At 72.7% G+C, this 22,286-nt stretch carries 24 protein-coding genes; 14 read left to right on the top strand and 10 right to left on the bottom strand.

Annotated elements, in window-relative coordinates:
• Nucleotides 1–184 precede the first annotated feature (184 nt).
• Nucleotides 185–979: a carbon-nitrogen hydrolase family protein gene (locus OO63_RS09465; protein WP_030362594.1), complete on the bottom strand. Its 795-nt coding sequence runs from the start codon at nt 977–979 to the stop codon at nt 185–187.
• Nucleotides 964–2,019: a hypothetical protein gene (locus OO63_RS42110; RefSeq protein ID WP_157853965.1), complete on the bottom strand. Its 1,056-nt coding sequence runs from the start codon at nt 2,017–2,019 to the stop codon at nt 964–966. The genes OO63_RS09465 and OO63_RS42110 overlap by 16 nt, the downstream gene beginning before the upstream one ends.
• 1,118 nt (nt 2,020–3,137) lie before the next feature.
• Between OO63_RS42110 and OO63_RS09455 the strand changes: the two genes are divergently transcribed.
• Genes OO63_RS09455 through OO63_RS09445 form a run of 3 tightly spaced genes read left to right on the top strand, consistent with a single transcriptional unit; the run spans nt 3,138 to nt 4,905 of the window.
• Nucleotides 3,138–3,578: a VOC family protein gene (locus OO63_RS09455; RefSeq protein ID WP_030362593.1), complete on the top strand. Its 441-nt coding sequence runs from the start codon at nt 3,138–3,140 to the stop codon at nt 3,576–3,578.
• Complete coding sequence (locus OO63_RS09450; protein WP_030362592.1) at nt 3,575–4,678, top strand: winged helix DNA-binding domain-containing protein; 1,104 nt, start codon at nt 3,575–3,577, stop codon at nt 4,676–4,678. The genes OO63_RS09455 and OO63_RS09450 overlap by 4 nt, the downstream gene beginning before the upstream one ends.
• 26 nt (nt 4,679–4,704) lie before the next feature.
• Nucleotides 4,705–4,905, top strand: coding sequence for a hypothetical protein (locus OO63_RS09445; RefSeq protein ID WP_030362591.1), 201 nt, complete (start codon nt 4,705–4,707; stop codon nt 4,903–4,905).
• A gap of 231 nt (nt 4,906–5,136) precedes the next feature.
• Here the strand turns inward: OO63_RS09445 and OO63_RS09440 are convergent, their stop codons facing one another.
• Entirely contained in the window at nt 5,137–6,102 is a 966-nt protein-coding gene (locus OO63_RS09440) for a pirin family protein (protein ID WP_030362590.1), read from the bottom strand.
• Between the two features lie 92 nt (nt 6,103–6,194).
• Nucleotides 6,195–6,560 (bottom strand): hypothetical protein, encoded by a 366-nt coding sequence (locus OO63_RS09435; RefSeq protein WP_030362589.1) that lies wholly within the window; start codon nt 6,558–6,560, stop codon nt 6,195–6,197.
• 277 nt (nt 6,561–6,837) lie between these two features.
• Here OO63_RS09435 and OO63_RS09430 point away from each other — a divergent pair, with 277 nt between their 5' ends.
• Both OO63_RS09430 and OO63_RS09425 read left to right on the top strand, forming a co-directional pair.
• The gene (locus OO63_RS09430; protein ID WP_030362588.1) at nt 6,838–7,182 is read left to right on the top strand and encodes a tetratricopeptide repeat protein; all 345 of its coding nucleotides are present in this window, start codon (nt 6,838–6,840) and stop codon (nt 7,180–7,182) included.
• Between the two features lie 148 nt (nt 7,183–7,330).
• On the top strand, nt 7,331–8,263 hold the full coding sequence (locus OO63_RS09425) for a glycoside hydrolase family 18 protein (RefSeq protein ID WP_030362587.1): 933 nt from the start codon (nt 7,331–7,333) through the stop codon (nt 8,261–8,263).
• Nucleotides 8,264–8,323: 60 nt separating this feature from the next.
• Here the strand turns inward: OO63_RS09425 and crcB are convergent, their stop codons facing one another.
• Together crcB and OO63_RS09415 are read right to left on the bottom strand one after the other, a co-directional pair.
• Nucleotides 8,324–8,698, bottom strand: coding sequence for a fluoride efflux transporter CrcB (gene crcB / locus OO63_RS09420; protein ID WP_030362586.1), 375 nt, complete (start codon nt 8,696–8,698; stop codon nt 8,324–8,326).
• On the bottom strand, nt 8,695–9,132 hold the full coding sequence (locus OO63_RS09415) for a FluC/FEX family fluoride channel (protein ID WP_051810696.1): 438 nt from the start codon (nt 9,130–9,132) through the stop codon (nt 8,695–8,697). The genes crcB and OO63_RS09415 overlap by 4 nt, the downstream gene beginning before the upstream one ends.
• Before the next feature lie 224 nt (nt 9,133–9,356).
• Between OO63_RS09415 and OO63_RS09410 the strand changes: the two genes are divergently transcribed.
• Nucleotides 9,357–10,373 carry an aminoglycoside phosphotransferase family protein gene (locus OO63_RS09410; RefSeq protein ID WP_030362584.1) on the top strand — a complete coding sequence of 339 codons (1,017 nt, stop codon included), beginning with the start codon at nt 9,357–9,359 and terminating at the stop codon, nt 10,371–10,373.
• A 53-nt stretch (nt 10,374–10,426) separates the two neighbouring features.
• Here OO63_RS09410 and OO63_RS09405 read toward each other — a convergent pair whose 3' ends face one another.
• Nucleotides 10,427–10,750: a hypothetical protein gene (locus OO63_RS09405; RefSeq protein WP_030362583.1), complete on the bottom strand. Its 324-nt coding sequence runs from the start codon at nt 10,748–10,750 to the stop codon at nt 10,427–10,429.
• 135 nt (nt 10,751–10,885) lie between these two features.
• Here OO63_RS09405 and OO63_RS09400 point away from each other — a divergent pair, with 135 nt between their 5' ends.
• On the top strand, nt 10,886–11,182 hold the full coding sequence (locus tag OO63_RS09400; RefSeq protein ID WP_030362582.1) for a WhiB family transcriptional regulator: 297 nt from the start codon (nt 10,886–10,888) through the stop codon (nt 11,180–11,182).
• 21 nt (nt 11,183–11,203) lie between these two features.
• On the opposite strand, the gene OO63_RS09395 is transcribed toward OO63_RS09400, so the two are convergent.
• A complete protein-coding gene (locus OO63_RS09395) occupies nt 11,204–12,646 on the bottom strand; it encodes a dihydrolipoyl dehydrogenase family protein (protein WP_030362581.1) in 1,443 nt (480 codons plus the stop codon).
• A 118-nt stretch (nt 12,647–12,764) separates the two neighbouring features.
• Here OO63_RS09395 and trxA point away from each other — a divergent pair, with 118 nt between their 5' ends.
• On the top strand, nt 12,765–13,148 hold the full coding sequence (gene trxA, locus OO63_RS09390) for a thioredoxin (RefSeq protein WP_030362580.1): 384 nt from the start codon (nt 12,765–12,767) through the stop codon (nt 13,146–13,148).
• Nucleotides 13,149–13,265: 117 nt separating this feature from the next.
• Here trxA and OO63_RS09385 read toward each other — a convergent pair whose 3' ends face one another.
• Nucleotides 13,266–14,351 (bottom strand): LacI family DNA-binding transcriptional regulator, encoded by a 1,086-nt coding sequence (locus OO63_RS09385; protein ID WP_030362579.1) that lies wholly within the window; start codon nt 14,349–14,351, stop codon nt 13,266–13,268.
• Nucleotides 14,352–14,732: 381 nt separating this feature from the next.
• On the opposite strand from OO63_RS09385, the gene OO63_RS09380 reads away from it, so the two are divergent.
• Both OO63_RS09380 and OO63_RS09375 read left to right on the top strand, forming a co-directional pair.
• The gene (locus OO63_RS09380; protein ID WP_030362578.1) at nt 14,733–16,154 is read left to right on the top strand and encodes an amidase; all 1,422 of its coding nucleotides are present in this window, start codon (nt 14,733–14,735) and stop codon (nt 16,152–16,154) included.
• A gap of 163 nt (nt 16,155–16,317) precedes the next feature.
• Nucleotides 16,318–16,653: a hypothetical protein gene (locus OO63_RS09375; RefSeq protein ID WP_051810695.1), complete on the top strand. Its 336-nt coding sequence runs from the start codon at nt 16,318–16,320 to the stop codon at nt 16,651–16,653.
• A gap of 30 nt (nt 16,654–16,683) precedes the next feature.
• Here the strand turns inward: OO63_RS09375 and OO63_RS09370 are convergent, their stop codons facing one another.
• Nucleotides 16,684–17,541: a TIGR02452 family protein gene (locus OO63_RS09370; protein ID WP_030362576.1), complete on the bottom strand. Its 858-nt coding sequence runs from the start codon at nt 17,539–17,541 to the stop codon at nt 16,684–16,686.
• Nucleotides 17,542–17,815: 274 nt separating this feature from the next.
• On the opposite strand from OO63_RS09370, the gene egtA reads away from it, so the two are divergent.
• Genes egtA through egtD form a run of 4 tightly spaced genes read left to right on the top strand, consistent with a single transcriptional unit; the run spans nt 17,816 to nt 22,282 of the window.
• A complete protein-coding gene (egtA, locus tag OO63_RS09365) occupies nt 17,816–19,183 on the top strand; it encodes an ergothioneine biosynthesis glutamate--cysteine ligase EgtA (RefSeq protein ID WP_078619040.1) in 1,368 nt (455 codons plus the stop codon).
• Entirely contained in the window at nt 19,180–20,553 is a 1,374-nt protein-coding gene (gene egtB, locus OO63_RS09360) for an ergothioneine biosynthesis protein EgtB (protein ID WP_030362574.1), read from the top strand. The genes egtA and egtB overlap by 4 nt, the downstream gene beginning before the upstream one ends.
• On the top strand, nt 20,553–21,317 hold the full coding sequence (egtC, locus tag OO63_RS09355) for an ergothioneine biosynthesis protein EgtC (protein ID WP_030362573.1): 765 nt from the start codon (nt 20,553–20,555) through the stop codon (nt 21,315–21,317). Before egtB ends, egtC begins: the two co-directional genes overlap by 1 nt.
• Nucleotides 21,314–22,282, top strand: coding sequence for an L-histidine N(alpha)-methyltransferase (gene egtD / locus OO63_RS09350; RefSeq protein WP_030362572.1), 969 nt, complete (start codon nt 21,314–21,316; stop codon nt 22,280–22,282). Before egtC ends, egtD begins: the two co-directional genes overlap by 4 nt.
• Nucleotides 22,283–22,286 lie beyond the last annotated feature (4 nt).

The following is a 22,286-nucleotide window of genomic DNA, read 5'->3' as shown; positions in this document are numbered from 1 at the left end:
CGAGACTTTCCGGCCGGTAGTCGGCTGCCGGAGGCGGAGCGATGCGGGCGGCTGCCTGCCGTGTCTGCTCGGCATGGTGGGCCAGAAGCCGACGGATCACCACGTCCTTGCGAGGCGTTAATGGTGTGCTCGGGTATTGGAACCCTCCGAATGCCTGCCTGTGAGCAGCCGCGCTTTGCACCGTTTACATTGATCTGCCCTGTCCTTCGTAGGACAGCCTCAGCAGGTCTTGCCGCCGCTGGCCGAGGTACCAATTGCCGGACTGGCCAAGATCGATGGTGGATCTGATGACGGAGGTGTCGCCGGAGGTCACCTCGGCTAGGACCTCTCCTCGCGGCGAGATGATCATGCTGGGGCAGTGCTGGTGAGGGTCCGCGACGTTTGCTGCAAGGACGAACCGCTGGTTCTCCGCTGCGCGGCTGATGAGGTGGCTTCTCCAAACTCCAGCCGGCTCGGCTGTATTTGCGGCGTGAGTGAGATAGATGAACGCCTGTGCTCCGCTGCTGGCGAGGTACTGCCATTGCTCGGGGAAGCGGATCTCCCGGCAGATCTGGACACCGAGGCTGACATGCCCGCCAGCCATCGGGATGGAAAGGGTGGAGAGGTCGGTCCCCGCTTCCAGCCGGCCGCGTTCGTTCATCGCCAGGTTGATCTTCCGGTAGATCCACCTCGCGCCGGTGGGTGAAAAGTAGACGGCGGCGTTGCTCCAAACTCCCTGATCGAAGAGCAACGTGCCGCAGAACAGATGGACCGCTTGCCGTTGTGCCAGGTCGGCGACACGGTCTGTGGCTTGCGCCAGGGCCAGAGTGTCGAGGCCGTCAAGGTCGGAGAGGTCAGGCCCGTAGCCTGACAGTGCGCCCTCGGGCAGGACGACGATGTCGTCGGGCCGGGCTTCGGCCAAGACCTCGGAAATCAACTCCACATTCCGCTTGATGTCCCAGGTGATAGGGAACTGCGCGACCGTTAGCGATACCCACATGAATCCTTCTTCCGGCGGCTGATCTCGGCTGTGTAGGCGGCCCAGTCTCCGGCGGCGGCTCGTTGCCATTTGACGGCGACGGTGATGTCGATGCCGAGCGTGCGGGCAAGGACCGCGGCGGGCAGCTCGGTGGCGAGCTGGGACAGGGCAGTTGAGCGGGTCTCGGCGAGCGGGATGCCGAGCTTACGGAGACGTTCGCCCATGGCCCAGACGCTGATCGGGCGGCCGGGCTGGCCGCCGGGGAAGAGCCAGGGCGAATCTGTCCGGGCGAGGACGGCATGGCTGCGGCGAACCGCAACCTGCTGAAGGGCGAGCTCAGCGACGGGTGCGGGCAAGTCGACTGGGACGGCGCCGAGGCGGAGGCGGACAGTTCTGTCGGACTCCTCGATGTGGTCGACGGTGAGCCGGGAGATCGCCGCGGGCCACTGGGCGTAGAGGAGCAACAGCAGGCCGGCGAGGCGGTCTTCGGACTTGAGGGTGTCGTCGTGCAGCAGACGGCGGGCGGTGGCCCAGCGGGCCTCGCCGTCCATTGCCTGGGAGGGGCCGTTCCATCGGACGGCCGGGAAGCTGAGATCGCGGGCGATCTTCTGGGCGAGAGCCCAACGTACGAAGTGTCCTGCCTCCCGGCGGTGACGGACGTCGTCGCTGGTCATCCAGCGTTCAAGATCGGTCTGACGGCAGGTCGCAAGCGTCAGGCTCTGAGCCTCGATCCAGTTGAGGAGGTGGACGGCTGCCCGCAGATGCTGGCGGACGACGGTGAGCTGGGTGTGCGTGATGTCGTTGCCGCGGCTGCGTCGGCGGAGCCGTCGCAGGAGGTGCCAGGTCGCGTACCGGTGCAGGATCTTCCGTCCCTCGGCGGTGGTGTGGGAGGTGACGAGATCGTTCACGTGCCGTTCCAGGCGGACCATCTGCTCGTCCCGCTGGGGCAGCGTGCCGGTGGCCACGAGCACGCTGCGGATGTGCTCGACGAACTTGCCCGCGGGGAGTTCGTCGAGGGCCTCGTGTGTCAGGGGCCGACGGCCGGATCCGAGATCGGACAAGACGGTGGAGACGATGCCGCCCGAGAGCCAGCGCATCGCCGTGCCGGCGCGTTCCGTCGCGGCCAGGGCGTCGCTGAGGGCCTGCAGCTTCGGGGGGTATGGAGCCCGAGTCGTCGGCGAGAAGCTCGTGGAGCCGTTGCTTGAGAGTGCAGCGAGGGCACGGGCCGGAGGCCCGCAGTCGTTCCGCTTCCCCGCAGGTGGGACATGGGCGCCAGAGCTCGGCGTCCGGTGCGGTGCAGGGACCGCAGACCGGTGCTTCGGCGGTCCCAGAGTGGATGCCCCGAAGCCGTCCGCATGCGGTGCAGTGAGCCTGGCGTCGGTCGCAGCCGCCGCAGCGGGGCAGGCCGGTCAGCCGAGAGCGGTTGGCTGGTGCGGTGCGGCCGCAGATCGAGCAGACAAGGACGGGCAGGGGGCAACAGTTCGAGCAGAGAGGACCGTTGGAGGTGCGGTTCTGTACTCGTTTCCGCTTCCCGCAGTTGATGCAGACCTCGACGTTCGCGGGGTCGTTGACCAGGCAGTTCGGACACAGCGGGCGCCCCTGCTCGTCGCGGGTGGCCGGCTCGCGGCGGGCTCCGCAGCGTACGCATTCTTCGATGCGGGATTTGGCGATGCAATTGCGGCAGACCCGCTGACCGTCGAGCAGCTTGTCGATGCGAACCGCTCGGTGGCAGCGAGGGCACGACGGTCGGACGATCCCGGCGACACCGGCCTCGTGCAGCAGGTCGATGACCCTCAAGATGGCGCGGTGCGGGGCGAGATGGGCCTCGCCGGTCAGCAGACGAGGGTTCCGCGACCACCACCTCCTCGCGATCGGCATCCACCTCGGCCAGCTTCTTGGCCAACGCCTCCCGAGCTGGTCCAGCCCGCCACAGCGAGCTGCGATCTTCTCCAGCGACGACACGGTTCCCCTGCTGAACGGCACGCTGCCCAGGAGCGTAAGAATCCCGTTGTCCAGGGCACAGCCGAAGCGGGAAACCCCATCCCCGACCTGTCAGATGACTATCCTTCGGCCTCCCACCCTGACCAGGGCGATTACGACGCTATGGGACTACCTGCATGAGGTCGCAACTACCTATGATCGGACGGCCCACGACAGCCCTAACCTCAGTGGAGTATTCATGGCCCGATTGACCGGTTTCGGCAATGTGGTCCTGCCCGCGCGGGATCTGCCCGCGAGCATCGCGGCCTGGACCGCGCTGCTGGACCGACAACCCGCTTTCCAGAGCGACGACTTCGCCGCGTTCTCCGGTGATGGCGTGGAGATCGGGCTGACCGCGGCTCCCTGGGTGGACCATCCGCTGGTCTTCTGGACGGTCCAGGACATCGAGCAGTCCCATCGCACACTGGTCGCCGCCGGGGCCACGGCGATGACCGAAGTCGCCGACGGATCACTCGCCGAGGTCGGCACCGCTGAGGCCGCTGAGGGTGACAACATCGATCCGGCCACCGGCATCGTGGACATGCCTGGTGCCCGGCTGGCCGTCCTGAAGGCGGCCGACGGCAACCTGATCGCCATCACCCAGGAAGTACCGGTCGACTGGCCGGCCGACCAGTCGTGAGTTCGGGCGTACGTGAGCTGTCCCGGCGGGTCCTGAATCGGACACTGCTGGAGCGGCAACTGCTGGCTCGGCGCGTTCCTCGGACGCCCCTGGAAGCGATCGAGCACCTCGTGGCGATGCAGGCGCAGATGCCGAACGGACCCTATGTGGGGTTGTGGGCCCGGTTGGAGAACTTCCGGCCCGACGACCTGACCTCCTTGCTGGAGGGTCGCGATGTGGTACACGCCACCATGTTGCGCCGTACCCAGCACCTGGCCCGCGGCGAGGACTTCGGTTGGCTGTGGCCGACGGTCGCGTCCATCGTGCGGAAAGCACTGACCGACGCCTACTACGCCGAGCAGATCGAGGGGATCGATCTGGACGAACTCGCCCGAGTCGGCCGGCGGCTGCTGGCCGGGAAGCCGCTCCATCGCCGGGAGCTCGGCCGGCTGCTCGCAGACCGATTCCCCGGCCGCACCCCTGGTCGGCTCGCCGAGGCCGTCGAGCTGCTGGAGGCGTCGGTGCATCCACCGCCCCATTGCACCTGGGGCCGGTGGGGGCATCGGAATGGGACACCGCTCGCCCTGGCCGACGAATGGCTCGGCCATCCGCTGGCCGACGCGCCACAACCGGAGACGATGGTGCTGCGCTACCTCGCCGCGTTCGGTCCGGCCGGTGTCATGGACATCCAGGCCTGGTCGGGGTTGACCCGGCTCCGCGAGGTCGTCGAAGGGTTGCGGCCGAAACTGCGCAGCTTCCGGGACGAACAGGGCAGCGAACTATTCGACCTGCCCGACGCACCGTTGGGCGAGCCGGACCGGCCGGCGCCGGTCCGGCTTCTGCCCGCCTTCGACAACGCCGTCCTCGGGCACCGGGACCGAACTCGCGTGATCAGCGAGGAGAATCGCCGACGGATTACACCCCGGGCATCCGCGGGCGTACCCGTGTTCCTCCTCGACGGCTTCGTCGAAGGCACCTGGACCCTGACCGGTGACCGCCTGCACATCGCACCGTTCCGGCCGCTGTCGGACAGCGAGACAGCAGCAGTACAGGACGAAGCCGCCCAGCTGCTCAGGTTCGTCACCCCGGACAACACCGAGCCGACGATCACCTTGACGTGAACAGCCGGGACCGGCCAGGACGGATCTTGACCGACGGCACCATGCCGAGCCACAAGACAATCGCGCTCACACGCCCCCGGCACGGGCTGCGCGAGACGGGCCTGGCCGCGATCGCCGAACTTGGCTTCGTCGGCCTGGACGACGATACCGGCGACTGGACAGTCATCCGTCACATCAGCATGAGTCGCGGCCGCTGCCGGACCGCCACCACCTCTGGGCACACGTGACCAGCCGGAACAGGTACCGAACTACCCCTGACGATCCATCAACAAAGTCAGCATCAGGTCAGCAAGAGTCCGGCTAGAGCCGACCGCGCCTGCCCACAGACTGGAATCAGGCTCGATGCCGCCCAGGTCATGAGCAGTCGATCGGAGGCCGTCCGCTCGGAGGCTCGACGATCACTTTGCCGATCGCACTCACCCGCCACTCCGAGCCGCCCCCGACCACACCTCCGCAGGTCAGCGCACCCTCCCCCGCGGCTTCAACGGCACCGCGGGCAGCGTGGGCGCGGGCAGCGGCGCCCCGTCGTACCCCTTCACCTCACCGAACCGCGACCCCGTCATCCAGTCCGCGCGCGCCTGCTCGATGTCCTCCTGCGTACGGCCGATGAAGTTCCACCACATGATCAGCTCCTCCTCGAACGGCTCGCCGCCGAGGAGCATGAGGCTCGCGTCGGAGGCGGCGCGCAGGGGGAGTTCGGTGCGGCCGCAGCCGAGGTACAGCATGGAGCCGGGGAGTACGGGGACTTCGTCCACGTGGGCCTCGCCGGACATGGACAGGACGGCGTACTCGAAGTCGGGCTCCAGTGGAAGGCGTACGTCCGTTCCCTGGGCGAGGGTCAGGTCGGCGCCGACGAGGGGTGTGTACGTCGTACCGGGCGACTCCGCGCCGTCGAGCGTGCCGAGGAGCAGCTTCGCGCTGACGCCGGGGGCGGTCACGACCGGCAGGTCGGCGTGGTGCTCGAAGTGCGCCTCGGTGTGGCGGTGGGCGTCCGGCAGGGCGACCCAGAGCTGCGCGCCGTGCAGCAGCCGGGCGTGCTCCTCGGGGCTCTCCTCGGAGTGGGAGATCGCCTTGCCCGACGTCATGAGGCCAAGCTCGCGGGGGCGGATCGTCTGCAGGCTGCCGGTGCTGTCCCGGTGCAGGACCTCGCCCTCGTGCAGCCAGCTCACTGTCTGCAGGCCCATGTGCGGGTGCGGGGGCACCTGCATGCCGGGCTCGTCGGCGATGTCGTCGGGGCCGTAGTGATCGACGAAGCACCAGGCGCCGACCATCCGGCGGCCCAGGTTCGGAAGCAGTCGCCGTACCTCGGTCGCCTCGCCGAGCTTCACGTGTCGTGGGCTGAGGAGTTCCCGGACCGGTTCCGCGACGACGAACCCGCGGCCGCCGCACAGCGCGGGCACCGCCTCGCGATCAAGATTGCTCATAGGGCACAACTTAGCCCCGCGCACCCGGAGCGGACAGGCCAACGCCCCGGCCCGGATCCGACCGGTGCCGCCACCGCGCGGCGGCACCGGTGTCAGAGCTCGGAGCCGCTGTCCAGCGTGGCGTAGTACGCGCCCACCTCGTTGAGATACGCGGGGTCGGTCGTCTGGCTGTCGGTGGTGAACTGCGGCGCCTCCTTGACCTGGTCCTTGGAGTGACCGACCGTCACCGTCCCGGCCTCGCGGTCGATCCGCGTGACGGCCCCGGCCGGGATCAGCACGCTCTTGCCGAACACCCACACACCGGTGTCCACGACCAGGTGCTGGCGGCCCGGCTGGTCCACGTGCCGGTCCACCTGGCCGATGACACCGTCGGTCGCCTCGACCGTGAATCCCGTCATGGGCTCCTGCGGCACGCCCTGGTGGCCGCTGCCGGGCGGATAGGCCCAGATGTCCTTCACCGCATGTGCTCCCTCTACTCGGGCGGCCGGCCGCGGCTTGCGCCACGTCCGCCGCCACCGCTGGTTCCGCCACGTGCCGCAGGCCGCGCCACGTCCACGGATGTCGCTCTGCGACGGGTGTGCTGAGAGTCGGCTCATTGTCCACCCCGTCGCCCCCTCCTGAGCCGCTGTTCGAGCGAGACACCCGATACATCCGATATCCCGTCCCGGCCCGCCCATGCCAGTAGTGGAATATTCAACCTTCTGGTGTCGTTGAGGGCGACCAAGGAGGCACACAGTGGAGTTCACCTACTTCGACCACGGCACCGCGGCTGAGCGCTGGGAGCGCGCGGGCCAGTTCTTCGACGCCAAGGAGTACACGACGGCGGCCCGCATCCTCGCCCCGCTCGCCGACGAGGCCCCCGAGCAGGTCGCGCCGCGCCTGCTCCTCGCCCGCGCCTACTACCACTCGGCCCAGCTCCGCCGCGCCGAGACCGAACTGCGCACGGTCCTGGACCTCGACCCCGTCGAGGGCTACGCCCGCCTGATGCTGGGCCGCACCCTGGAGCGCCAGGGCCGGGACGCGGAAGCCGCGCCGCAGCTGCGGATGGCGGCGGCGCTTGCGGGCACGTTCACGGACTAGCGCGGCCAAGGGGGCACGGGGCACGGAGGCAACTAAAGCGCATTAGTTGCCTCCGCGCTCTAGCCTTGCTCCCCCTCCGTCGTCAGAATTGCCGAGACCTGGAACCGCCTTGGCACGGCAATTCAACGGACCTGGAGGAGAGTTCGGGATGAAGAGACGGAGCGTGCTTCTTGGCGCCCTCGCCCTGACGGTGGCGTCAGGGGCGGCGGCCACGGCTGCGCCGCGTGCCGCGGCGGGCAGGCGTGTCGTCGTCTACTACCAGACGCAGTACACGAACGGCAGGTATGTCTCGCCGCTGGGCCTGACCAGGAACAAGACCGGTGTGACCGATGTCCTGGTCGCCGCGGTGCATCTGAACGACCTGAACGGTCCCTACGCGCCGGTGCACGTGAACGACGATCCGCCGGAGGCCGCGAAGTACGACCAGATGTGGCGGGACCTGAAGGAGGTGCAGGGGCAGGGCGTGCACGTCCTCGCGATGGTCGGTGGTGCGGCGCCGGGCAGTTTCACGCGGCTCGACAACGAATTCGACACGTATTATCCGCTGCTCCGCGACTTCATTCGGCGGTACGGGCTCGACGGGGTCGATCTGGACGTGGAGGAGCGGATGTCCCTCGCGGGCATCGAGCGCGTCATCGACGCGCTGCGCGCCGACTTCGGGCCCGGCTTCCTCATCACGCTCGCCCCGGTGGGGTCCGCCCTCAGCGGGGGCGGGAACCTGTCGGGCTTCGACTACGAGCGCCTCTACCGGGACCGGGGCGACGACATCGCCTGGTTCAACGCCCAGTTCTACAACGGCTGGGGCAGCATGACGTCCACGTCGAGCTACGACGCGGTCGTCCGGCGCGGTCTGATACCGGCGTCCAAGGTGGTCGCGGGCACACTGACCGACCCCTCCAACGGCGGCAGCGGGTACGTCGCGCCGACCCGGCTGAAGTCGACGATCCGCAGTCTGGTCGCCAAGTACCCGGACATGGGTGGCGTCATGGGCTGGGAGTACTTCAACTCGCAGCCGGGCGGGACGGCGCAGCCGTGGCAGTGGGCCGCGGAGGTGTCGTCGGCCCTGGGCCGGGTCCGCTGAGGGCGCGACGGGACGGACCGAAGGTCCCGGTGCCGTGCCTCCCGTGAGGTGCGGCACCGCTCAGCCCCACAGCGCCTCGCCGGCCGCCACGCCCAGGAAGGCCGCGCCGAGGCCCACGGCGACGCTGCCGACGACGTTCGCCGCGGCGGCGAGCGGCAGCCGGCCCTCGGCCAGCCGCCACGTCTCGTACCCGAAGGTCGAGTACGTCGTCAGCGCGCCGCACAGGCCGGTGCCGAGGAACAGCTGGGTGTGCGCGGACGCCGCGCCCGCGCTCGCGGCGCCGGTGACGACGCCGAGGACGAGGCAGCCCACCACGTTGACGGTGAACGTCCCCCAGGGGAAGGCCTGTCCGTACCGGGCGCGCATCGCCCGGTCGGTCAGGTACCGCAGCGGAGCGCCGATCGCCGCTCCCGCCACCACGCAGAGCCAGTTCACCGTCCGCCCGCCTCCCGCCGTGCCGCAAGGACCCGGCGCGTCGCCACCGTCGCCGCGGCCACCGCCGCGAGCGCGGTCAGCGGCGTCAGCGCCAGATGGACCAGGCCGGTCCCCAGGTGGCCGCCGTCGAGGAGTCGCTCGGTGTCCACCGCGTACGTGGAGAAGGTGGTGAAGCCGCCGAGCACCCCGGCGCCGAGGAACGGCCGGACCAGGCGGTGGACGGGCTTCCGGGCCGCGGCGATCAGCGCCATCAGGACGCCGCTGAGCGCGCACCCCACGGCGTTCACGGCGAACGTCGTCCAGGGGAAGCCGCCAGGACCGACCGGCCACAGCAGGGCCGCGCCGTAGCGGGCGGACGCCCCGGCCGCGCCGCCCGCGGCCACCGCCGCGAGGACCGGCCACCCGTCGCGCGGCGCCGCCACCGTCCCGCTCATCCGTCTCCCGCTTCTGTGCCCGTACGCCGTCCGCGTGCCGCGCCCCCGCCCACGACCGCGGCCTCATTGTCGCGCGCGTCGGGGCGCGTGAGCGTGCCGGGGCGGCTGTGGCGTGCGGAAACTCGGTGGACAACGGGTCGTCCGGTGGGTGGGATGAGGTCTTCGCGGATCCGGTGGCCACGGCCGCCGGGCCGTGTCCGGTCGAGTCGCGTCGAGGAGAGTCCGTGTCAACAGGTGGTGCCGGCAAGCCGTTCGCGTACGAGGAGTACGAGGATCACGACGACTTCGAAGACCACGAGGACGATGGAGACGACGGAGACGGCGACCAGGGTGAGGACGGGGACGTCCGCATCGACGAGGCGCTGGTGCGGCGGCTGCTGACCGCGCAGTTCCCGCAGTGGGCGCCGCTTCCGATCCGGCCGGTGCCGCGCTCGGGCATGGACAACGTCACGTACCGCCTGGGCGACGATCTGACGGTGCGGCTGCCGCGCTACGAACGCTGGGTCGGGCAGGTCGAGCGCGAGCAGCGCTGGCTTCCGTGGCTGGCGCCGCGGCTGCCGCTCGCCGTCTCCCAGCCGGTGGCGCAGGGGAAGCCGGGCGAGGGCTATCCGTTCCCGTGGTCGGTCTGCCGGTGGCTCGACGGGGAGGTCGCGACGACGGACCGCCTGGCCGATCCGCGGCGGACGGCCGTGGAACTCGGCGAGTTCGTGACGGCGCTGCGGGCCATCGACGCCACGGGCGGTCCCGAGCCGCAGTGGAGCAACGCCTTCCGCGGTGCCCGGGTCGGCGCCGAGTGCGACGCGCTGACCGCCGACTCCCTCGTACGCGGCAAGATCGCGAAGCTGCGCGGGATGGTCGACACGGACGCGGTGACCGCCGTGTGGGAGGAGGCCCTTGCCGCCCCCGCGTGGGACCGACCGCCGGTGTGGCTGCACGGCGACCTCGCGACCGGCAATCTCCTGGCCGTCGACGGCCACCTCACCGGGGTGATCGACTTCGGCACGCTGGCCGTGGGCGACCCCGCGTGCGACCTGATACCGGCGTGGATGTTCCTGCCTCCCGAGGCCCGCGCCACGTTCCGCGAGGCCGTCGGCGCCGACGAGGCGATGTGGGCACGTGGCCGCGGGATCGCCCTGGCCGGGTCGCTCCCGGTGCCGGACGACCCGTTCTTCCAGCAGGACCCGGCCCGGGTGACGACGGCGCTGCGGCATCTGGAGGGGATCCTCGCGGACGGGGCATGAGGCGTCGGCGTACGCCGGTGGAGTGCGGGGCGTCGCGTCGGCCGCCCCGCCCCTCAGCGCCCCACAGCCCGCGCCAGCTGCGCCTTCGTCATCGACGAACGTCCCTTCACCCCGCGCCGCTTGGCCTCCTCGTACAGCTGGTCGCGGGTCGGACCCTGCGCGCCGCTGTGCGAGCGCAGGCCGCCCCTGCGGCCGGACGAGATGTCCTGCGTCGACGTACGGGAGGCCGTCTTGGACTCGCCGCTGCGCGCCCGCTCCTTGTTCACGGTGCGCGCCGCGATCTCCCGCGCTCGCTCCGGCTTCTCGCCGCGCTTCTCGGCGCTCTCCTTGATGTGTTCGTACTGGCGCTCGCGCTTGGCATTCGACCCTCGTGGCACGGCTGGTTCCCCTTCCTCTGCGGGCCCCGGCTCCGGCGTGCTCCGGCCAGGGCCGGGAAACCCACGTGTAACCACTCGGCCGAATCGTCAAACCGGGGGTTGTTTGTCCAGGGGCGCCCCGGGCACCCGCGCCGCATGGATGAGGTACCGCTGCGACAGGAGTGGATCCACCGGGCCGCGTGCGCGGACGCCGATCCCGAGCTGTTCTTCCCGGTGGGGACGACAGGACCGGCCGAAAGGGATCAGGAGGAGGCCAAGCGGGTGTGCGCACGCTGTCCCGTGCAGGACCGGTGCCTCGCGTACGCGCTGGGGTCCGGGCAGACGTCGGGTGTCTGGGGCGGCAAGGACGAGGCGGAGCTGGCGACGCTGCGGCGCAAGCGGCGGGCGGCCGAGCGGTGGGAGGCGCGGCGGGGTGTCCGCCGCGCCGCCTGACGGCTCTCGACGAGGCGGCCGTCAGCCCCGGTACGTCTCCAGCAGCCGCAACCACACCTCGCTGATCGTCGGGTACGCGGGGACCGCGTGCCACAGGCGCTCGATGGGGACCTCGGCGGCGATGGCGACCGTGGCGGAGTGCAGGAGTTCGCTGACGCCGGGGCCGACGAAGGTGACGCCGAGGAGGATCTCGCGGTCGAGGTCGACGATCATGCGGGCCCGGCCGCGGTAGCCGTCCGCGTACAGGCCGGAGCCCGCCACCGCCGCGAGGTCGTGGTCGACGGCGCGGACGCGGTGGCCCGCGGCCTCGGCGGCGGCGAGGGTGAGGCCCGCGGAGGCGGCCTCGGGGTCGGTGAAGACGACCTGGGGGACCGCGTCGTGGTCGGCGGTCGCGCTGTGGGTGCCCCAGCGGTCGGTCTCCAGGAGCGGGACCTTCTGGGCCCGGGCGGCGATGGCCGCGCCCGCGATCCGGGCCTGGTACTTGCCCTGGTGGGTGAGGAGCGCCCGGTGGTTCACGTCGCCGACGGCGTACAGCCAGTCGCTGCCCGTCACCTTGCAGCTGTCGTCGACGGTCAGCCACGCACCGGGTTCCAGGCCGACCGTCTCCAAGCCGAGGTCGTCCGTGCGCGGGGCGCGGCCGGTGGCGAAGAGGATCTCGTCGGCCTCGATCGTGGTGCCGTCGCCGAGGGTGACCGTGACGGTGGCGCCATCGCGGTGGACCTCGCGCACGGAGGTGTCCGTGCGGACGTCGGCGCCCGCCTCGCGCAGCGCGTCCGCGACGAGTTCCCCGGCGAACGGCTCCATCTTGGGCAGCAGTCCCCCGCCGCGCACGAGCAGCGTCACCCGCGCCCCGAGGGCCTGCCAGGCCGTGGCCATCTCCACGCCGACCACGCCGCCGCCCACGACGACGAGGCGTCCGGGTACGTGGTCGGAGCTGGTCGCCTCGCGGCTGGTCCAGGGCTTGGCGTCGGCGACGCCCGGCAGGTCGGGGACGACGGCACGGCTGCCGGTGCACACGGCGACGGCGTGCCGGGCAATGAGCCGGCGGACCGTGCCGTCCCCGGCGGTGACCGTGACCTGGCGGGTGCCCGCGAGCCGTCCATGGCCGCGGTAGAGGTCCACGCCGATGGAGTCGAGCCAGCCGACCTGGCCGTCGTCCTTCCAGTGCGAGGTGTAGGAGTCGCGGTGGGCGAGGACCGCGGCCGCGTCGAGGGGGCCTTCGACGAGGTGGCGCAGGCCCGGTACGCGACGGGCGTCGGCGCGGGCCACGGCCGGGCGCAGCAGGGCCTTGCTCGGCATGCAGGCCCAGTACGAGCACTCGCCGCCGACGAGTTCGCTCTCCACGATCGCCGCGCTCAGGCCGCTGGCGCGGGCCCGGTCGGCGACGTTCTCGCCCACCGGTCCGGCGCCGACGACCACGACGTCGTAGGTGATGGTTTCGCTGGCTTCCGTGGCATCCGTCATGGGGACAGTCTGGTCCCAGGTGTGCGGCGTGGCCACACGGGTACGCGCGCGGAATACGGCCGTCGCCCCGGCCGTTGTGCACGACGGCTTCGCCCTCATCAGGAAGAGAGAACACACCATGAGCAGCACGACAGTGGAGCTCACGAAGGAAAACTTCGACCAGACGATGACGGACAACCAGTTCGTCCTGATCGACTTCTGGGCGTCCTGGTGCGGGCCCTGCCGCCAGTTCGCCCCGGTCTACGAGAAGGCCGCGGAGGCCAATCCCGACCTGGTCTTCGGCAAGGTCGACACGGAGGCGCAGCCGGAGCTCGCGGCGGCTTTCGGCATCCAGTCGATCCCGACGCTGATGATCGTCCGCGATCAGGTCGCGGTGTTCGCGCAGCCCGGCGCACTGCCCGCGGAGGCCCTGGAGGACGTCATCGGTCAGGCCCGCAAGCTGGACATGGACGAGGTGCGCAAGTCCGTGGCCGAGCAGCAGGCCAAGGAGCAGGAGCAGTAACAGCGGGTCACGAGCGTGGGTGCGGGCGCGGGCGACGGGGTGGACGACCCCGGTGCCCGCGCCCGACGCGTCTGAACGGCCCCGGCCCGCGGGAGGCGCCCGCGGGCGCGGCGCGGGTCAGCTCGACTCGCGGTGCACCACGCTCGCGCCGAGCACGTCGTGCACCTCGGCCCGCCCGCCCGGCTCCCGCACCACCCGGTCGACGAGTTCCGCGAGGCTCCGGCCCGACGGCAGCTCGATGCGGACGCTGCTCAGACGCGGGCGAAGGAGCCGGGCCAGCATCAGGTCGTCCGCGCCGACGACGGCGATGTCGTCGGGGACGGTGATCCCCTCGTCCTGGAGGGCGCGCATCAGGAGCATCGCGTACTCGTCGTTGTACGCGAAGACCCCGTCGAGGCCCAGCGAGCGCCAGCCGTCGACGAGGCGGGCCGCGGAGTCCTCGGTGTAGGCCAGGGGCAGCTCGGCCACCGAGCAGCCCTCGACGGTGCGCACGGCCGTGCGGACGCCGTCAAGGCGCGGTTGGGAGAAGGCTTCCAGGCCGGGTTCCTCGGGGACTATGACGCCGATGCGGCGGCGGCCCTGGGCCAGGAGGTGCGCGGCGGCCGCGCGGCCCACCAGGCGCTGGTCCATGAGCAGGGCGTGCGCGCCGTCCGCCCGCTGCGGGCCGAGGGTGAAGACGGCCTTGGCGCCGGAGCGTTTGAGCACGGCGACGCCGCGGGCGCCGAGAGCGATCGCGTCGGGTGCGAGGACGGCCACGGGGCGCAGCTCCGCCCAGGCGCGGGCGGCCTCCTCGCCGGTCAGGCCGAGGCTGCCGTACTGCACCACGGTGTAGTCGAACCGGCTGAGCGCCCACTGGAGTTCGTTGATGAACTCGCTGAAGAGCGGGCCGACCGCGATCTGCGGCGTCGGCATCAGGACCATGCGGCTGTGCCCGGCGCGCAGGCTGCGGGCGGCGGCGTGCGGGACGTACCCCAGTTCCTTGGCGGCCGCGTGGACGCGGCGGCGGGTGGGCTCGCTGATCCGGACGGCGCTGGTGTTGTTGAGGACGTAGCTGACGGTGGCGCGGGAGACGCCGGCGAGGCGGGCGACGTCGGCGCTCGTCGGGACGGAGTGCGGCGTGCCCTGCGGCACGGAGTCGGGCGGGGAGTTCGGCGCGTCCGGCGCCGGGACCGGCGCGGGCTGCTGCTTCGGTATCTGCACCATGACCCTCGCAATCCTTCCAGACGGCCCCGGGGCGCACCCAGGCGGGCGCGGGGGCGCTGCCGGGCAGGCGGCGGGGCACGGCCGCGCACGCCGTCGTCCCTGGTCGCGCGGCATGTCACGTACGCCCGCGACGGCGCACGCACGGCCCCGTGAGGGCGTCGCACGCCTCTCCCGCGCGCCGCCACGAGGGCGGGGCACACCCGGCGAGCGGCGTGAACTCCCCCGTCCGGATACCGCGTTGGGCGGCCGGAGGCTACCGTTCGGTCACATGCCCGACCGGGCCGCCGACCACCCGCCCCGCCTCTTCCCCCGCCCCGCCCGCTCTGCGGCCCCCATGTCCCACCCCACCCCGGCCGTGCCGCCCCTGGAAGGTGCCCCCACATGACCGCCGACCGTTCCCCGGGACTCGCGGAGACCGCCCGTGTGCTGGCCGAGGGCCAGGTGACCGCACGGGAGTTGACCGAGCGGGCGCTCGCCCGGATCGAGGCGGCGCAGCCCCGCCTCAACGCGTTCCGGGTGGTGCGCGCCGAGGCCGCGACGGCCGAAGCGGAGGCGGCCGACCGGGAGTTGGCGGCGGGGAAGCGGCTGCCGCTGCTCGGGGTGCCGGTGGCGGTGAAGGACGACACCGACGTGGCGGGCGAGCCCACCGCGTTCGGGTGCCCCGGTGACTTCCCGCCGAAGGCCGAGGACGCCGAGGCGGTGCGCAGGCTGCGGGCGGCGGGGGCCGTCATCGTCGGCAAGACCAACACGTGCGAGCTGGGGCAGTGGCCGTTCACGGAGGGCCCGGCCTTCGGCGACACCCGCAATCCGTGGCACACCGGGCACACGCCGGGCGGCTCGTCGGGCGGTTCGGCGGCCGCGGTCGCCGCGGGCCTGGTCCCCGCGGCCCTCGGCTCGGACGGCGCGGGCTCGGTGCGGATCCCGGCGGCGTGGACGCACCTCGTCGGGATCAAGCCGCAGCGCGGGCGGATCTCGACGTGGCCGTGGCCGGAGGCGTTCAACGGCATCACGGTCAACGGCCCGCTGGCCCGCACCGTCGCCGACGCCGCCCTGCTCCTGGACGTGGCCAGCGGCAACCACGCCGACGACCTGCACAAGCCGCCCGCGATCCGCGCCGCCGACGCGGCCACGCGCGAGCCGGGGCGGCTGCGGGTGGCCCTCTCGCTGGGCATGCCGTTCACCGCGACGCCGAAGCGGCTGCACCCGCTGGTGCGCGGCAAGGTCGTGGCACTCGCGGAACGGCTCGCGGCGCTCGGCCACGACGTGACCGAGGCCGACCCCCGCTACGGCCAGATCGGGCTCGCGTTCGTGCCGCGGGCCACGGCGGGCGTGGCGGACTGGGTGCGCCGGGTGCCCGATCCGTCGCTGCTCGACCCGCGCACCCGGGAGGCGGCGCGCTTGGGGCGGCTGCTCGGCGGCGCGCCGCTGCGGCTCTCGCGGCGGGCGGAGGCGACGCTGCACCGCAGGGTCGGGGCGGTCTTCGACACGTACGACGTGGTGCTCGCGCCGACGACGGCGACCCCGCCCCCGCCCGTCGGCACCATGGCCTCGCTCAGCGGCTGGCGCACCGACCAGGCGATGATCGCGGCCTGCCCGTACGCGTGGCCGTGGAACGTGCTCGGCTGGCCCGGCGTGAACGTGCCCGCGGGCCGTGTCGCGGGCGGTCTGCCGGTCGGCGCCCAGCTGCTCGGCCCCGAGGGCAGCGAGCCCCTGCTGATCTCGCTGGCGGCGCAGTTGGAGGACGACCTGCGCTGGCACGAGGAGTGGCCGACGCCGCTGGCCGACACGCAGGCCGCGCCGTGAGGCCGTACGGGCCGCGCGCCCGGCCCACTGACAGCCGATAGCCGCCAGCCGACCGCCCCACCGCACCCGAGAGCCCCGGCACGCCCGCCACAACCCCACCGCGCCCGGCGCCCCCGCCGAAAACCCCGTGCGGCCACCGCCCCGCCCGCCTACCGTCCAGGGCGTGCAGATCTACGAAATCCACATCCGCGCCTTCGCCGGGACCGACGCCGCACTCGCCCTCCAGGAGCCGCTCGCCCGGCTGCTGTGTCCCGTCGAGGACCACGTCGGCCCCTGTGAGGTGCCGTGGGGCTTCACGCTGGGTGAGGCGCGGGGCCCGGACGACCCGGAGTGCGACCTCGTCCTCGGCATCTTCGCGAGCGCGGAGAAGGCCGCGGAGGTCAGGGACCGGGTGCGGGCGTTCGTGGGCGAGGCGCACCCGACGGACCTGCGGGAGGCCGTCACGGACGCCTTCGACGAGCTGGCGGAGCAGTACCGCATCGAGCAGGGCGGGGAGTGAGGCAGGTACCCGCCCCCGCGGCCCGCGTCCTCAGGCCGAGGACCGCCCCGTCGCCCCCGTAGCCCCCGCCGCCCCGAAGACCCGCTCGAACGCCCGGCGCGTCGTCTCGCCCCGGGTCCGGTCGAGCACCCCGAACACCACGTGGTCGAAGTACCCGGCGAACCGGCCGCCCGCCCCCAACAGCGCCCGGAACGCCTCGGCGACCTGCGCCGGGTCGTTCTGGAACACCCCGCAGCCCCACGCGCCGAGCACGAGCCGCCGGTAGCCGCAGGCCGCGGCGGTCTCCAGGACGCGCCCGGCACGGACGGCGAGCGCGTCCTGGAGCGCGTCGGCCCGCTCGGGCGCCGTCCGCCGCACCACTCCGGCGTTGGGCGCGGGCGAGGTGAGGAACCCGGGCGCGTACATCTCGCCGAGGAGGTTGCCGCGGTCGTCGCGGAAGACGGGCACGGCGGGAGCGTGGATGACGCGATCGCTGTAGAACGGGTCGCGGTGCGCGCGGTGGTGGTCGTAGAAGCCGCGCTGCTCCAGGAGGCACACGTACAGCGCGGAGGACCGGCAGAGCGCCTCCTCCTGCGCCTGTGCGCCGTTCAGGAAGCCGCCGCCCGGATTGCGGGCCGAGGCGAAGTTCAGTACGGCGACGGGGCCGCCGCCCGCGCCGTGCAGGCGGTGGGCGGCCGCCAGGCTGGACTCCCCCGTGACCTCGACGGTCGTCGGGCCGGGCGCGCGCGGGGGCACCTCGACGGGATCGGGGCCGTAGAGGCGGGTCCCGGCCCGCGCGGCGGCCACCGCGTCCGCCAGCTCGACGCGCCGCCCGTCCGGCGCCGTGTACGCCCCGGCGGCGACGATGTCCACCGTGTCCTGCGCGATCCCGCGCAGCCGCGCGCTCACCGGCGCCTCCCGCCGGGCGTCACCGTGCTCCGCGTGCCGTGTGCCGCGCTGTCCCCCATGCTGGACGTGGCCCCTTTCCCGGTGTCCCCGGTGCCATGTCCACGTACATACCCCGTGTCGAACATGAACAGATGGTGTGCCGTGCCTGTCGGCCGTCGCAACGGTATTTCCCGGCCACGAGGGCAGTCTTGTGCGAAATAGGTTGAAGGTCTTGGGTGTTACGAGCGCTGCGCGGGCAGTCCGCCCGCGCAGGCCGAACAGGAGGACCCGCGACATGCCAGAGGGAGACTGTACGACACGCCGAGCCCGTCTCGGCCAGGCCGTCACCGAGGCCGAGATAGAGGCCCTGGTGCGCGGCATCTGCTTCAAGACGGGGCCGCCCGCCATCACCGGTGTGGAGCTCGAATGGCTCCTGCACGCACCGGACGCGCCCCGCACGCCCGTGTCGTCCGCCCGTGTCGAAGCAGCTCGCGCGGCTCTGCGGACCAAGCCCCTGCACTCGACGGTCACCGTCGAACCCGGCGGCCAGCTGGAGCTCAGCTCGCTTCCCGCCGCGTCCCTCATGGAGTGCGTGTCAGCCGTATCGGCCGATCTGGCCGTCGTCCGCGACACGCTCCGCTCCCTGGACCTGACCCTCACCGGCCTCGGCGCCGACCCCTGGCGCGCGCCCGCGCGGATCCTGCACGAGCCGCGCTACGACGCGATGGAGAGCTGGTTCGACCGCACCGGCGAGGCCGGGCGGCGCATGATGTGCTCCACGGCGTCCGTGCAGATCTGCCTGGACGCCGGATACGAGGAGCCCGGGCCGCTGGGCTACGCCCGCCGCTGGCGGCTGGCCCATCTGCTCGGCCCCGTCCTGGTCGCCGCGTTCGCCAACTCCCCGCTGCAGGACGGCCGCCGTACCGGCTGGCGCTCCACCCGGCAGGCGGTGTGGGCGGGCATCGACCCGGGCAGGTCGGGGGCGCCCGCCCTCGACGAGGAGCCGCGGGCGGCCTGGACCCGGCACGCGCTCGACGCGCCCGTGATGTGCGTGCGCACCGACCCTGCCGACGAGGCGCCCTGGCTGGTTCCCGATGGCCTGAGCTTCCGGTCCTGGGCCCGCTCCGGGGCGCCGCGCCCGCCCACCCGCGCCGACCTCGACTACCACCTCACCACGCTGTTCCCGCCGGTCCGGCCGCGCGGCCACCTGGAGTTGCGGATGGTCGACGCGCAGCCCGGCGAGGACGGCTGGATCGTGCCGCTCGCGGTGACGAGCGCGCTGTTCGACGACGCGGGCGCCGCGGAGACGGCCTACCGCACCGTCAAGCCCCTGGCCGAGCGCGCGGGTGCCACCCCGCCGCCGCACAGCCCGCTGTGGCTGGACGCGGCGCGCCACGGACTCGCCGACCCGGAGCTGCACGAGGCCGCCGCGGCCTGTTTCGCCGCCGCGCTCGACGCGCTGCCGAGACTCGGCGCCGACAGCCACGTCCTGTCGGTCGTCGCGGCGCACACCGAGCGCTATGTGGCCCGCGGCCGCTGCCCCGCCGACGACCTGCTCGACGCGGCTCCCCCGGACGGGACAGGGGCGCACGCAGACGGAACGCACGGGGCCGGGGCCCGCACGGACGGGACCCCTCTCTTCGGGAAGGACGCACACCGATGACCGGTTCCACGACGGGACCCCATGACGCATCCCCGGCCGACCCCGAGGCGCTGCGGGCCCGGGCGCAGAGCGCGCTGCTCGCCGCGCGCGAGCGCACCGCGCTGCTCACCTCCTGTGTCGAGGACGGCGAACTGACGGCGCAGCACTCGCCGTTGATGTCCCCGCTGGTGTGGGACCTCGCGCACATCGGCAACCAGGAGGAGCAGTGGCTGCTGCGCGCGGTCGGCGGCCGTGCGGCGCTGCGGCCCGAGATCGACTCGCTGTACGACGCGTTCGAGCACCCCCGGGCCACCCGGCCCTCGCTGCCGCTGCTCGCGCCGGACGAGGCCCGCCGCTACGCCGCCGACGTGCGGGGCCGCGCGCTCGACGTGCTGGAGAGCACGCCGTTCCACGGTTCGCTGCTCACCGACGCGGGCTTCGCCTTCGGAATGATCGCGCAGCACGAACAGCAGCACGACGAGACGATGCTGATCACCCATCAGCTGCGGGCGGGCGCCCCCGCGCTCACCGCGCCGGACCCGGATCCGGCGGCGGCATTCGGGGGGTTCACGGGTCCGCCCGAAGTGCTCGTGCCCGGCGGCCCGTTCATGATGGGCACGTCGGCGGAGCCGTGGGCGCTCGACAACGAACGTCCCGCGCACCGGCGCTTCGTACCGCCGTACTTCATCGACACCACGCCCGTCACCAACGCCGCGTACCAGCGTTTCATCGACGCCGGAGGCTACGAGGAGCCGCGCTGGTGGCACGAGCGCGGCTGGGAGGCGGTGCGCCGCAACAAGCTGACGGCGCCGCTGTTCTGGCGGCGCGAGGCGGGCCAGTGGCTGCGGCGGCGCTTCGGCGCCCTGGAGCCGGTTCCGGGCGACGAGCCGGTGCTGCACGTCAGCTGGTACGAGGCGGACGCGTACGCGCGCTGGGCCGGGCGGCGGCTGCCGACCGAGGCGGAGTGGGAGAAGGCCGCGCGCCACCACCCGGGCGAGGACCGGTCGCTGCGCTACCCCTGGGGCGACGCGGACCCGACGCCGGAGCGGGCGAACCTGGGCCAGCGGCATCTGCGCCCGGCGCCCGCGGGCAGCTATCCGCTGGGCGAGTCGCCGCTCGGCGTACGGCAGTTGATCGGTGACGTCTGGGAGTGGACGGCCAGCGACTTCCTGCCCTACCCGGGCTTCGTCGCCTTCCCCTACCGCGAGTACTCGGAGGTGTTCTTCGGCGGCGACTACAAGGTGCTGCGCGGCGGCGCCTTCTCGGTCGACGCAGTGGCCTGCCGGGGCACGTTCCGCAACTGGGACCATCCGGTGCGGCGGCAGATCTTCTCCGGCTTCCGCACGGCGCGCGACGTCACGGCCGCCGAGACCTCCGAGGGGGTCATCTGATGTGCCGTCACCTCGCGTTCCTGGGCGAGCCCGAGGCGCTCGGCGCGCTGCTCGTGGAGCCCGCGCACAGCCTGTTCCGGCAGTCGTGGGCGCCGCGCAGGCAGCGGTACGGGACGGTCAACGCGGACGGTTTCGGCGTCGGCTGGTACGCGGCCGGCGATCCGGTGCCGGCCCGCTACCGCAGGGCCGGGCCGATCTGGGGCGACCAGTCCTTCGCGGACCTGGCCCGGGTGGTGCGCTCCGGCGCGGTACTCGCCGCGGTGCGGGACGCCACCGAGGCGGGCGCGGACGGGGAGGCCGCGGCGGCGCCGTTCGCCGCGGGGCCCTGGCTGTTCAGCCACAACGGGGCGGTGTCCGGCTGGCCGGACTCGCTCGCCGCGGTCGCGACCACGCTGCCGCCCGCCGATCTGCTGTCCCTGGAGGCCCGCTGCGACTCGGCGTTGGTGTGGGCGCTGGTCCTGGAGCGGCTGCGGCGCGGCGACGACGTGGCGCAGGCGCTCGGCGACGTCACCGTGGAGGTGGCGCGTGCCGCGCCCGCGTCCCGTCTGAACCTGCTCCTCACCGACGGCGCGACGATCGCCGCGACGGCCTGGGGCGACACCCTCTGGTACCTGGCCGAGCCCGGCCGCCGCACCGGCCGCACCGTCGTCGCCTCCGAGCCCTACGACGACGACCCGTCCTGGCGCGAGGTGCCCGACCGCACCCTGCTCGCCGCCACAAGGACCGACATCCTGCTGACCCCGCTCAAGGAGCCCACCGCGTGAGCCCGTTCCTGCTGACCCGCACCCTGCCCGAGGACGCCGCGGGCGCCGCGCTGCGCGCCGACGTCCTGCACGGCCTCTCCCGGACTCCGAAGTCCCTGCCGCCCAAGTGGTTCTACGACGCGCGCGGCAGCGCCCTGTTCGACGAGATCACCACGCTGCCCGAGTACTACCCGACGCGCGCCGAGCGGGAGATCCTCGTCGCCCGGGCCGCCGAGATCGCCGCGGCGACGGGCGCGCGCACCCTCGTCGAGCTGGGCTCGGGCTCGTCGGAGAAGACCCGGCACCTGATCGACGCGATGGAGTCGCTGCACACCTACGTCCCGGTCGACGTCAGCGAGTCCGCGCTCACCGGCGCGGCCAACACGCTGATCGCCGAGCGGCCCGCCCTCGATGTGCACGCCCTCATCGCCGACTTCACCCGCGGTCTCGCGCTGCCCGGCACGCCGGGGCCGCGCCTGGTCGCATTCCTCGGCGGCACGATAGGCAATCTGCTGCCCGCCGAGCGCGCCGCGTTCCTCACGTCGGTGCGCGGCCTCCTTTCCCCCGGTGACGCGCTGCTCCTCGGCACGGACCTGGTCAAGGAGGAGGGGGTGCTCGTGGCCGCCTATGACGACGCGACGGGCGTGACCGCCGCGTTCAACAAGAACGTCCTGCACGTCATCAACCGCGAGCTTGGCGCGGACTTCGACCCCGACGCGTTCGCCCACGTCGCCGTCTGGGACCGCGACCACGAGTGGATCGAGATGCGGCTCCGGTCCCGGTCCGCCCAGACCGTGAAGATCCCCGCGCTCGACCTCGCCGTGCACTTCGCGGCGGGCGAGGAACTGCGCACGGAGATCTCCGCGAAGTTCCGGGAGGAGGTGGTGAAGTCGGAACTGGCGGCGGCCGACCTGTCACTGACCCACTGGTGGACGGACGAGCGGGCCCGCTTCGCGCTGTCCCTGAGCACGGTGGCCGGAGCCTGAGGCC

The sequence above is a fragment of the Streptomyces alboflavus genome (assembly GCF_000716675.1).
GTDB classification, from domain to species: domain Bacteria; phylum Actinomycetota; class Actinomycetes; order Streptomycetales; family Streptomycetaceae; genus Streptomyces; species Streptomyces alboflavus.
This window is presented reverse-complemented; position numbering and strand designations above follow the sequence as displayed.